The following is an 11,336-nucleotide window of genomic DNA, read 5'->3' on the forward strand; positions in this document are numbered from 1 at the left end:
GCTTGTGCCGACCGACCAAAGGGCGTACCCGACCTCTCCAATCACGACCTCACGTTACGGAAAGGGATTGGATGGCCCGCAAGAAGATCGCGCTGATCGGCGCCGGCAATATCGGCGGCACGCTCGCGCACCTCGCTGCCCTCAAGGGGCTTGGCGACATCGTTCTGTTCGACGTGGTCGAAGGCGTACCGCAGGGCAAGGCGCTTGACCTGTCGCAGTGCGGCCCGGTCGAAGGGTTCGACGCCAAGATCATCGGCTCGAACGACTATAAGGACATCGCTGGCGCCGACGTGATCATCGTCACCGCCGGTGTCGCCCGCAAGCCGGGCATGAGCCGCGACGACCTGCTCGGCATCAACCTGAAGGTGATGAAGGCGGTCGGCGAAGGCATTCGCGACAATGCGCCCGACGCATTCGTCATCTGCATCACCAACCCGCTCGACGCGATGGTCTGGGCGCTGCGCGAATTCTCCGGCCTGCCGCACAACAAGGTGGTCGGCATGGCGGGCGTGCTCGACTCGGCACGCTTCAGCCACTTCCTCGCCGACGAGTTCAAGGTGTCGGTGAAGGACGTGAACACCTTCGTGCTCGGCGGCCACGGCGACACGATGGTCCCGGTGCTCGAATATTCGACCGTCTCCGGCATCCCGGTCAGCGACCTGATCGAGATGGGCTTCTCCACCAAGGAGAAGGTCGACGAGATCGTGAAGCGCACCCGCGGCGGTGGCGGCGAGATCGTTGCCCTGCTGAAGACCGGCTCGGCCTATTACGCGCCCGCCACCAGCGGCATCGCGATGGCAGAGGCCTATCTCTATGACCAGAAGCGCATCCTGCCGGCCGCAGCACACCTGACCGGCCAGTATGGCATCGACGACCTGTACGTCGGCGTCCCGGTCGTGATCGGTGCCGGCGGCGTCGAGAAGATCGTCGAGGTGAAGCTGTCGGACGAAGCCAAGGGCAACCTTCAGGTGTCGGTCGACGCGGTCAAGGAACTGCTCGTCGCCTGCAAGGGCATCGACGAGAGCCTGGCATAACGCCGGATTGAATACCCGGTGCGCGCCGGCATCCGGCCGCGCGCGCCGGGTTGAGTGATTGGAGAGCCAATGAGCATTCTCGTCGACAAGAATACCAAGGTCATCACGCAGGGCATGACCGGTAACACCGGCAGCTTCCACACCCAGGCGGCGCTCGACTACGGCACGCAGATGGTCGCCGGCGTTACCCCGGGCAAGGGTGGTGGCACCCACCTCGGCCTGCCGCTGTTCGACACCGTTGCCGAGGCGGTGGAGAAGACCGGCGCCGACGCCAGCGTGATCTACGTCCCGCCGCCCTTCGCCGCGGATTCGATCCTTGAGGCGATCGACGCCGAAGTGCCGCTGATCGTGTGCATTACCGAGGGTATTCCGGTGCTCGACATGGTGCGCGTGAAGCGTGCGCTGACGGGCTCCAAGTCGCGCCTCATCGGCCCGAACTGCCCGGGCGTGCTGACGCCGGGTGAGTGCAAGATCGGCATCATGCCGGGCAACATCTTCAAGAAGGGCTCGGTCGGCGTCGTCTCGCGCTCCGGCACGCTGACCTATGAGGCGGTGTTCCAGACCTCGAACGCCGGCCTGGGTCAGACCACCGCGGTCGGCATCGGCGGCGACCCGGTCAACGGCACGAACTTCATCGACGTGCTCGAGCTCTTCCTCGCTGACGATGCGACCGAATCCATCATCATGATCGGTGAAATCGGCGGCAGCGCCGAGGAAGAAGCAGCCCAGTTCCTGCGCGACGAAGCGAAGCGTGGCCGCAAGAAGCCGATGGCCGGCTTTATCGCGGGCCGTACGGCGCCTCCGGGCCGCCGCATGGGTCACGCCGGCGCGATCGTCTCGGGCGGCCAAGGCGGCGCCGAGGACAAGATCGCGGCGATGGAAGCTGCCGGCATCAAGGTGGCGGCAAGCCCGAGCGAGCTCGGCTCCACGCTGCTGTCGGTGCTGAAGGGTTGATTGGACACCCCCTCCCCGCCGGGGAGGGGATATTAAGTCGAGGCAAGTCGTTGCCTAGACGAAGATGGAGAGGGGTCGTGCAGGCCAGTGCCTGCCGAGGTCAGTGACCCCTGCCCCTCTCCCGGCTTGGACGTGCCCGCTTGGGCGTCGTCCGCGCGACCCTCTCCCTCTGCCGGAGGGAAGGGAGTGGAGTTGGTGATGGGCTACGAAGGTCAGGATTTCTTGGACGTTGCCGGCGGCGTATCGCCGGCGTTCATTGACGCGCTCTACACGCGCTACAAGGCCTCGCCCGACAGCGTCGAGCCCGGCTGGCGCGGCTTCTTCGAAGGGCTGGAAAGCGGCACGTCCGGCCCCAGCTGGCGCAACGATCGCTGGCCGCTCACCACCACCGACGATCTGACCGCGGCGCTCGACCCGACCCAGATGGAGCCCGCGCCCAAGCCCGCCAAGGGTGGCAAGCCCGCGCCCGCCGCGGCCGCCCCGGCAGCCGCCGCTCCGTCTCAGGACGAGATCGTCCGCGCGGCGGGCGATGCGATCCGCGCCCAGCTGCTGGTGCGCACCTATCGCGTGCGCGGCCACCTGGCGGCCAATCTCGACCCGCTCGGCCTCAACACCCAGCGCGAGCTGCCGGCCGATCTGCGCACCGAATATCACGGCTTCACCGACGCCGACATCGACCGCCCGGTCTATCTCGGCGGCACGATGGGCCTGCAATGGGCCACCATCCGTGAGCTCGTGAACATCCTGCGTGCCAATTACTGCGGCAACGTCGGCCTTGAGTACATGCACATCGCCGATGTCGAGGAGCGCCGCTTCCTCCAGGAGCGCATGGAGGGCAAGGACAAGGCGATCGAATTCACGCCGCAGGGCAAGAAGGCGATCCTGAACAAGGTCATCGAGGCTGAGCAGTGGGAGAAGTTCCTCGGCCGCAAGTACGTCGGCACGAAGCGCTTCGGCCTCGACGGCGGTGAATCGATGATCCCGGCGCTGGAAAGCGTCATCAAGTACGGCGGCGCCGCCGGCGTGAACGAGATCGTGTTCGGCATGGCCCACCGTGGCCGCCTGAACGTGCTCGCCAACGTCATGGGCAAGCCGCTGCGCGTCATCTTCCACGAATTCGCCGGCGGCTCGGCCAATCCGGACGACATCGGCGGCTCGGGCGACGTGAAATATCACCTTGGCACCTCCACCGACCGCGAGTTCGACGGTGTGAAGGTCCACATGTCGCTCGTCGCCAACCCGTCGCACCTCGAGGCGGCGGATCCGGTGGTGCTGGGCAAGGTGCGCGCGATCCAGACGATCGCCGGCGACCTTACCGATCATACCAAGTCGCTGCCCGTGCTGATCCACGGCGACGCGGCCTTCGCCGGCCAGGGTATCGTCTGGGAATGCCTCGGCTTCTCGGGCATCCGGGGCTACAACACCGGCGGCTGCGTCCACTTCGTCATCAACAACCAGATCGGCTTCACGACGAGCCCGCAGTTCGCGCGCTCCTCGCCCTATCCGTCGGACGTCGCAAAGGGCGTCCAAGCGCCAGTCTTCCACGTCAACGGCGACGATCCCGAGGCGGTGACCTTCGCCACCAAGATGGCGATCGAATTCCGGCAGAAGTTCCACCGCGATGTCGTGATCGACATGTGGTGCTACCGCCGCTTCGGCCACAACGAGGGCGACGAGCCGGGCTTCACCCAGCCGCTGATGTACAAGGCGATCCGCAACCACCCGCCCGTCAGCGAGATCTACGGCAAGCGCCTGATCGAGCAGAAGGTCGTCGACCAGGCGTGGATGGACGAGAACGTCAAGCAGTTCACCACCCTGCTCGAAGGCGAGTTCGAGGCTGGCGCGAGCTACAAGCCCAACAAGGCGGACTGGTTCGCCGGCCGCTGGTCTGGCCTGTCGGTGCCGGCTGACCCGGAAACCGCGCGCCGCAGCTTCGACACCGGGATCGAACAGAAACTGTTCGATTCGATCGGTCGCACGCTGACCACCGTTCCCGAGGACCTCGCGATCCACAAGACGCTGGCGCGCGTGATCGATGCCAAGCGCAACATGTTCGCCACCGGCGAGAATTTTGACTGGGCCACTGGTGAGGCACTCGCCTTCGGGTCGCTGCTGTCGGAGGGCTTCGGCGTTCGCCTGTCGGGTCAGGATTCGGGCCGCGGCACCTTCTCGCAGCGCCATGCCGTCTGGGTCGACCAGAATGACGAGCACAAGTACGTGCCGCTGTGGAACATCGAACATGGCCGCTTCGAGGTGCTCGACAGCCCCTTGAGCGAATATGGCGTGCTCGGCTTTGAATATGGCTATGCGCTCGCCGATCCGAAGACGCTGGTGCTGTGGGAGGCGCAGTTCGGCGACTTCGTCAACGGCGCTCAGATCATGATCGACCAGTTCATCGCCAGCGGAGAGGCCAAGTGGCTGCGCGCCAACGGCCTGGTGATGCTGCTGCCGCACGGCTACGAGGGCCAGGGTCCGGAACACAGCTCGGCACGGCCGGAGCGGTTCCTGCAGCTGTGCGCGCAGGACAATATCCAGGTCGCGAACTGCACCACCCCGGCGAACTATTTCCACCTGCTCCGCCGGCAGATGCACCGCAGCTTCCGCAAGCCGCTGATCATCTTCACGCCCAAGTCGCTGCTGCGCCACAAGCTGGCGGTGTCGAGCCGCGCGGACTTCGTCGGTGACTCGCACTTCCGCCGCATCCTCTCGGACACGAACGGCGCGGCGGACGAGGCGACGAAGCGGCTGGTGCTGTGCACCGGCAAGGTCGCCTATGACCTGATCGAGGCGCGCGACGCGGCTGGTGACGAGAATACGCAGATCGTCCGCATCGAGCAGCTCTACCCCTTCCCAACCGAGGCGCTGGCGAAGCGCATCGCGCGGATGCCCAACCTCGAGGACGTGGTCTGGGCGCAGGAAGAGCCGCGCAACAACGGCTATTGGTTCTTCGTCGAGCCGTTCATCGAGGACGCGCTGGCCGAGGCCGGCTGCGCGATCAAGCGCGCCCGCTATGCGGGCCGTGCGGCGGCGGCGTCGCCGGCAACCGGCCTGATGAAGCGCCACCAGGCGGAACAGGGCGCGTTGATCGCCGACGCACTCGGCCACAGCGTGCGCGAGGAAATCCGCCGCACCCGCTCGGCCGAGACCACCAAGAAGGCTGGCAAGGCGGCGAGCTGAGCGCATGGTGCCGGCGCCATCGGGCGCCGGTGCACGAAACGTTGATCAAGCGGCGCGGGTAGCAACACCCGCTCGCAACAGGGCCCCGGCAAAAGGCGGGGTGGAAGGAAACGGGAATGGCAACCGAAGTTCTGGTCCCAACGCTGGGCGAATCGATCACCGAAGCAACGCTGGGCGAGTGGCTGAAGCAGCCGGGCGACAAGGTCGCCGCCGATGAGCCGATCGCCAGCCTCGAAACCGACAAGGTGTCGGTCGAGGTGCCGAGCCCGGTCGCCGGCATCATGGGCCAGCATGCGGTCGCCGTCGGCGACACCGTACAGGTCGGCGCGATGCTCGCGACGGTCGAGGCCGGCGATGGTGCGCCCGCGGCCGAAAGCGCCCAGCAACCGGCCGTGACTCAGGCCCCGGCGGCTGAACAGCCTGCGCCGGCGGCCGGCGGTTACGGCAACCATGGCGCCACCCCGGTCGACAGCAACGCCCCCGCCGCGCTCAGCCCGTCGGTCCGCCGCGCGGTGCTGGAGCATGGCGTTGATCCTGCAACGATCAAGGGCACCGGCCGCGACGGCCGCATCACCAAGGAAGACGTCGCAACCGCCGCGTCCTCGCGTCCGGCCGCCGCTCCCGCCCCCGCCGCTGCGCCGACCCCGTCGGTCGCGGCCGCCGGTGGCCGCAAGGAAGAGCGCGTGCGCATGACGCGCCTGCGCCAGACGATCGCCAAGCGCCTGAAGGACGCGCAGAACACCGCAGCGATGCTGACGACGTTCAACGACGTCGACATGACCGCGGTGATCGAGGCACGCGCCAAGTACAAGGATCTGTTCGAAAAGAAGCACGGCGTCCGCCTTGGCTTCATGGGCTTCTTCGTGAAGGCCGCGACGATGGCGCTGAAGGACATCCCGTCCGTCAACGCCTCGATCGAGGGCGATGAGATCGTCTATCACGATTATGCCGACATCTCGGTCGCGGTGTCCTCGCCGGGCGGCCTCGTCGTGCCGGTGATCCGCGATGCGCAGGACCTGTCGGTCGCGGGCATCGAGAAGACGATCGGCGATTTCGGCAAGCGCGCCAAGGAAGGCACGCTCAAGATGGACGAGATGAAGGGCGGCACCTTCACCATCTCCAACGGCGGCGTGTTCGGCTCGCTGATGTCGACCCCGATCATCAACCCGCCACAGTCGGCCGTGCTCGGCCTGCACCGCATCGAGGATCGCCCCGTGGTTCGCGACGGCCAGGTCGTGGTGCGCCCGATGATGTATCTCGCGCTCAGCTACGATCACCGTCTGATCGATGGCCGCGAGGCGGTGACCTTCCTCGTCGCGCTCAAGAATGCGATCGAGGATCCGACCCGTATCCTGATCGACCTGTAAATCGATCGCTCCCGCCGGTAGGATGCCGGCGGGAGTTCTGATCGCGCCGGGGGTGAAGATGCGTCGCTTGTTGCCTTTCGCCGCTCTGGCGCTGCTGATCGCCCCGGCCGCTGCCGCCCAGCAGCAGCGCGGCCCGATGATGGAAGCCGGCGCGATCGAGCGGCTGAAACCGGGCGAATTCTTCTGGGCGCCACAGATCGCGCCCGCCGGCCCGGTCACGATGATCGTCAGCCTGAAGACTCAGCGCGCCTATGTGTACCGCAATGGCGTGCCGATCGGCGTCACGACCATTTCGTCCGGCAAGCCGGGTCACAAAACGCCAACGGGCGTTTTCACGATCCTGCAAAAGCGGGTCGATCACAAATCCAACCTCTATAACAACGCGCCAATGCCCTACATGCAGCGGCTGACGTGGGACGGCATCGCGCTCCACGCCGGCGCGCTGCCGGGCTATCCCGCCAGCCACGGCTGCGTCCGCCTGCCGATGGCCTTTGCCAAATTGCTCTACGGCGTGACCAACCTTGGTCTGACGGTGGTCATCACCGACGAAAGCCTCGTTCCCGAAGTATCCCCGGCGGCCAGCCCGCTGCCGCCGGTCACGACCGACGGACACTTCAACCAGGCGGGCTACAGCTGGGCCCCCGAACGCTCGCCCACCGGCCCAGTCTCGATCATCGTGAGCGGGCGCGATCGCCGGATCGTGGTGCTGCGCAATGGCAAGGAAATCGGCTCCGCGCCGGTAACACTCGACGTGCCGGTCGCGAATACCGAGGCGTTCACGCTGCGTGCGATCGACGCGGATGGCGCGCATTGGATGCGCCTGCCGCTTCCCGACGGCACCAACAAAACCGGCGGCGAGCTGACCGCCGACGAGCGGACCAAGGGGCACGTGCCAGACGAATTTCGGCAGAAACTGGAAGGGATCCTCGCCCCCGGCGCCACCATGCTGGTGACGCGCGAAACGCTTGCGACCAGCGGGACCGGTAGCAAGCTTGCGGTTCTGGTGACCGACTCCAAATAAGGGGACGCTACCCTCCTCATGCGCGCCGTCCTGGCGCAGGAAGCTCCCGGGATCTCCATGCAGCCGATCATTTCGATCAAGGGCCTTCAGAAGACATATGCATCCGGTCACCGCGCGCTGAAGGGTGTCGATCTCGACATAAGGCGCGGTGAGATCTTCGCGCTGCTTGGGCCGAACGGCGCGGGCAAGACAACCATGATCGGCGCCATCTGCGGCCTGGTGAACGCCACCGGCGGCAGCGTGACCGTCGACGGCTATGACAATGTGCGCGACTATCGGGAGGCCCGCGCGCGCATCGGCCTTGTCCCGCAGGAGCTGAATACCGACCAGTTCGAGTCCGTTCGCGCGACGGTGGCGTTCAGCCGCGGCCTCTTCGGACGGCCGAGGAATCCCGCACTGGTCGAACAGGTGCTGCGCGACCTGTCGCTTTGGGACAAGCGCGACAACGAGATTCGCGAGCTGTCCGGCGGCATGAAGCGGCGCGTGATGATCGCGAAGGCGCTGGCGCACGAACCCGACATCCTGTTTCTCGATGAGCCGACCGCTGGCGTCGATGTCGAGCTTCGCCGCGACATGTGGGCGATGGTTCGCAAACTTCGTGATCGCGGCGTCACCATCATCCTCACCACCCATTATATCGAGGAGGCCGAGGAGATGGCCGACCGCGTCGGCGTGATCATTGGCGGCGAGCTGATCCTGGTCGAAGAAACATCGGTGCTGATGAAGAAGCTGGGGCGCAAGGAATTGATCGTTCAACTCGCCGAGCCGCTTCCCGCAATCCCGCCCGAACTCGCCGACTGGCATCTCGAGCTGACGGCGGAGGGACGTGAGCTGCGCTACGTCTTCGATCGTCACGCGGAGCGTACCGGCGTTCCTTCCCTGCTCGGCCGTCTGCGCGATCTCGGCATCAACTTCTCCGACCTCAGCACCCATCAAAGCTCGCTCGAGGAAATATTCGTGGACCTCGTTCATGGAAGGCGCGCGGCATGAAGGCGCCCCGTTTCAACGCCGCCGGCGTCTGGGCCCTCTATCGGTTCGAGATGCACCGCTTCCGGCGAACGCTGTGGACCGGCCTTGCCGTCCCTGTCATCACCACGACCCTGTATTTCGTCGTGTTCGGCTCGGCGATCGGCTCTCGAATGACCGAGGTGGGCAGCATCCCCTACGGCAGCTTCATCGTGCCGGGCCTCATGATGCTGTCGCTGTTTCAGGAAAGCACCTTCAACGGCGCCTTTGGCATCCACATGCCCCGGTTCACCGGCACGATCTATGAGCTGCTCTCCGCCCCCATGTCCGCGTTCGAAACCGTGCTGGGCTATGTCGGGGCGGCAGCGACCAAGGCGTTGATGGTCGCATTGGTGATCCTGCTGACCGCCAACCTCTTTGTCGACGTTGAGATCGCGCATCCCGTCATCATGCTGGCCTATCTGGTGCTGGTCGCCTGCGCCTTTTCGTTGTTCGGCTTCGTGCTGGGTATCTGGGCAAAGGGATTCGAGCAGTTGCAGGTGATCCCGCTGCTGATCGTTACGCCGCTCACCTTCCTCGGCGGCGCCTTCTATTCGCTCGACATGCTGCCGGAGCCATGGCGCACGGTGTCGCTGTTCAACCCGATCGCCTATCTGATCAACGGCTTCCGCTGGACCTTCTTCGGGCAGGCGGATGTGTCGCCGCCGGCAAGCCTCGCGGTGACGGCGGCGTTCTTCGCCGTCTGCCTCACCGCCGTATGGTGGATCTTCCGCACCGGCTATCGCCTGAAGAACTGACGCGGGGGGCATTGCGCCGGCGGGCGCGGGCGGCAAGAAGCATCTGATCTTCAGGAGATTTCGATGCGTCGCACGCTTGCCCTCATGCTTCTTCCCTTGCTTCCTGTCGTTGCGGCCGTTCCCGCCGCCGCCCAGGCGCCGGTTGCGGCGCAGCCGGGCGCGAAGGACGCCGCGCTGCTTCAGTTCCTTGACGCTGCCTTCGACGCCCAGCTCGCGCTCAGCCCGGAATCGCAGACCCACCTCGGGTTCAAGACCAACTACGACAAGCTCGACGATTATACGGACGCGGCGAACGTAAGGCGGCGCGACCTGGCGGAGCAGCAGCTCAAGGAGATGCGCGCCCGCTTCAAGCCGGAGCAACTGGGTGAAAGCGCGCGGGTCAGCTACCGCCTTTTCGAACATCAGGTGGAGCGGGATCGGGAATCCTTCCGCTTCCGCAACCTGCGCTTCCCAGTGTCGACCAACGGCAGCCCCGCGGGTGCCATCCCCGTCCTGCTGATCAACAATCACAAAGTCGACAGTGTCGCCGATGCCCAGGCGTATATCGCCCGCCTCCGCGAGACGGAGCGCGTGATGCGCGAAGTGACGGCGACGATGCGCAAGCAGGCGGCGGCCGGCATCATCCCCAACAAGGTCAATTTCGCCCCTGCCCGCGCCGACGCGCGCAAGGTCGTCACCGGCGCGCCGTTCGACGGTGGCGCCGACTCCACGGTGATGGCGGATTTCCGCAAGAAGGTCGCTGCGCTCGATGCTCCCGCCGCGACGAAGCAGAAGCTGCTGTCCGATGCCAGCGCTGCGCTGACCGGCCCGTTCAAGCGCGGCTATGACATGCTGTTCGTCGCACTGGACGAGATCGAGCCGCTGTCGAAGGGGAATTTCGGCGCCTGGAACCTCCCCGACGGCGCAGCTTACTATAACGATCGCCTGAAGGGTTCGACCACCACCAGCCTCACCGCCGATCAGATCCACGACATCGGCCTGCAGCAGGTCGCCGCGATCCGGCAGGAGATGGAGGCGATCAAGAAGCAGGTCGGCTTCACCGGCACGCTGGAAGAATTCTTCAACCACATCCGAACCGATCCGAAGTTCAAATATCCGAACACCGACGCCGGTCGTGAGCAATATCTGGCCGACGCGCGCAAGATCATTGCCTCGGTGATGGAGGTCGCGCCGCGCTACTTCCGCGTCCTGCCCAAGGCACCGCTGGAGGTGCGCGCGGTCGAGAAATGGCGCGAGGGCACTGCCTCCACCGCCTTCTACAACCCGCCCTCGGCCGACGGGTCGCGGCCCGGCATCTACTACGTCAATCTGGTCGACATGAACCAGACGCAGAAGGTTCAGGTCGCCGGCATCTCGGTGCATGAGGGCGCGCCCGGCCACCACTTCCAGATCGCGCGTCAGCAGGAACTGACCGGCCTTCCCAAGTTCCGCAAGTTCGGCGGCTTTGGCGCCTATATGGAAGGCTGGGGCCTCTACACCGAGCGGCTCGGCGACGAGATGGGCGTCATCACCGATCCCTATGATCGCTTCGGCATGCTGTCGCTTCAGGTCTGGCGCGCGATCCGGCTGGTGCTCGACACCGGCATTCACTCGAAGCGTTGGACGCGCGAGCAGGCGATTGCCTATTTCAAGGCGAACAGCTCGGTCTCCGACACCGACATCGCACGCGAGGTGGACCGCTACTTCAACTGGCCGGGCCAGGCGACCAGCTACATGGTCGGCCAGCTGAAAATCGCTGAACTGCGCCGCAAGGCAGAGCGGGAGCTTGGCGACAAGTTCGACATCCGCGACTTCCATGAGGCGGTGCTGAGCCAGGGCGCACTCCCGCTCGATCTGCTCGAGGCGCAGGTGAACGCCTACATCGCTGCCGCCCGCACCTGACCATTGATCCGCCGCCGCGTGCCCATAACGCGGCGGCGGACCATCGGCATCTGTCGACGGGACATCACTCGTTCAGCTTCTGTCACGCTGGCGTCGGCTAGGACGCCCGCATCCACTTCGACCGACACCAGCGCCGCGG

Annotated in this window: 8 protein-coding genes; all 8 read left to right on the forward strand. The window is 65.7% G+C overall.

Going from position 1 to position 11,336, the window contains the following annotated elements; genetic code table 11:
• Nucleotides 1-71: 71 nt before the first annotated feature.
• A complete protein-coding gene (mdh, locus tag XM50_RS17980) occupies nt 72-1,034 on the forward strand; it encodes a malate dehydrogenase (RefSeq protein WP_046411380.1) in 963 nt (320 codons plus the stop codon).
• A 69-nt stretch (nt 1,035-1,103) separates the two neighbouring features.
• Complete coding sequence (gene sucD / locus XM50_RS17985; RefSeq protein WP_046411381.1) at nt 1,104-1,988, forward strand: succinate--CoA ligase subunit alpha; 885 nt, start codon at nt 1,104-1,106, stop codon at nt 1,986-1,988.
• Between the two features lie 198 nt (nt 1,989-2,186).
• Nucleotides 2,187-5,165, forward strand: a complete 2,979-nt coding sequence (locus XM50_RS17990; RefSeq protein WP_082103183.1) for a 2-oxoglutarate dehydrogenase E1 component — start codon at nt 2,187-2,189, stop codon at nt 5,163-5,165.
• Nucleotides 5,166-5,281: 116 nt separating this feature from the next.
• Nucleotides 5,282-6,532: a 2-oxoglutarate dehydrogenase complex dihydrolipoyllysine-residue succinyltransferase gene (gene odhB, locus XM50_RS17995; RefSeq protein ID WP_046411382.1), complete on the forward strand. Its 1,251-nt coding sequence runs from the start codon at nt 5,282-5,284 to the stop codon at nt 6,530-6,532.
• A gap of 58 nt (nt 6,533-6,590) precedes the next feature.
• Nucleotides 6,591-7,553 carry a L,D-transpeptidase gene (locus tag XM50_RS18000; protein ID WP_046411959.1) on the forward strand — a complete coding sequence of 321 codons (963 nt, stop codon included), beginning with the start codon at nt 6,591-6,593 and terminating at the stop codon, nt 7,551-7,553.
• Between the two features lie 57 nt (nt 7,554-7,610).
• Entirely contained in the window at nt 7,611-8,543 is a 933-nt protein-coding gene (locus XM50_RS18005) for an ABC transporter ATP-binding protein (RefSeq protein WP_046411384.1), read from the forward strand.
• Nucleotides 8,540-9,316 (forward strand): ABC transporter permease, encoded by a 777-nt coding sequence (locus tag XM50_RS18010; RefSeq protein ID WP_046411386.1) that lies wholly within the window; start codon nt 8,540-8,542, stop codon nt 9,314-9,316. The genes XM50_RS18005 and XM50_RS18010 overlap by 4 nt, the downstream gene beginning before the upstream one ends.
• Nucleotides 9,317-9,379: 63 nt before the next feature.
• Complete coding sequence (locus XM50_RS18015) at nt 9,380-11,197, forward strand: DUF885 domain-containing protein (protein WP_197075586.1); 1,818 nt, start codon at nt 9,380-9,382, stop codon at nt 11,195-11,197.
• Nucleotides 11,198-11,336 lie beyond the last annotated feature (139 nt).

It is taken from the genome of Sphingomonas sp. Ag1 (genome assembly GCF_000980895.1).
In the GTDB taxonomy this organism is placed as follows: Bacteria; Pseudomonadota; Alphaproteobacteria; order Sphingomonadales; family Sphingomonadaceae; genus Sphingomonas; species Sphingomonas panaciterrae.